The 777-nt window shown below is 41.1% G+C and carries 1 protein-coding gene and 1 rRNA gene; both read right to left on the reverse strand.

What is annotated here, in order from left to right; translation table 11 throughout:
* The coding region (locus tag A3763_RS16855) for a hypothetical protein (protein ID WP_197482941.1) at nt 1-392 on the reverse strand (392 nt) is incomplete at its 3' end.
* Nucleotides 393-610: 218 nt separating this feature from the next.
* Nucleotides 611-725: ribosomal RNA gene (gene rrf, locus A3763_RS16860) — 5S ribosomal RNA — on the reverse strand.
* Between the last annotated feature and the right edge of the window lie 52 nt (nt 726-777).

The following is a 777-nucleotide window of genomic DNA, read 5'->3' on the forward strand; positions in this document are numbered from 1 at the left end:
TCAAGTACCGCCTCTCCGGGTAAGCCAATATCAGGGTCATCACCATTTAATAAATCAATTTCGTATGGGTTAGTTAGCCTACCTAGATTTACACCCTCTAGAGTCTCCCCATAATTACTACCTGCACGCGCGATATACATTTGATTAACGTTGATTACAACGTCTTCTCCAGCACTGTTAGTTACACCACTAATCCTGAATACCTTGCCTTCGCTTGGATTATGGCCGTGACTGAAAATAAAGTCATCCATCACTAAACCGATGCCTTGGCCATCGACCTCAGATAAATCACTGTCAGATAGCGACTGCATTTCTGCATATATCTTCGTACTACTAGCCATCATTAGCGATAGAAATAACAAAGCAATTTTGTTGTTTGTAGATGCATTCATAGTTGAAATCAGCGTCCTGATTTATTAGAAGTTAGGGAAGTATACCCAATAATTAATTAAATCATGTCTTGCGAGTCAAAACTTTACAGTCGTTCACAAATCAAACAACAAGATAAGAACCTGCTCACATAATTAAAACGAAAGTGAGTTACTTACAATACTTTCTTCCAGGCAATAAAAAACCCCAGTAGGACGACCTACTGGGGTTTCTAATAGAAGCCTGACGATGACCTACTCTCACATGGGACCTCCCACACTACCATCGGCGATGCTTCGTTTCACTTCTGAGTTCGGGATGGGATCAGGTGGTTCCAAAGCTCTATGGTCGTCAGGCAAAACTTCGGTTGCTGATACTTCATCAACAACACTTAATTCTGCGTCTTTA

It is taken from the genome of Oleiphilus sp. HI0128 (genome assembly GCF_001635365.1).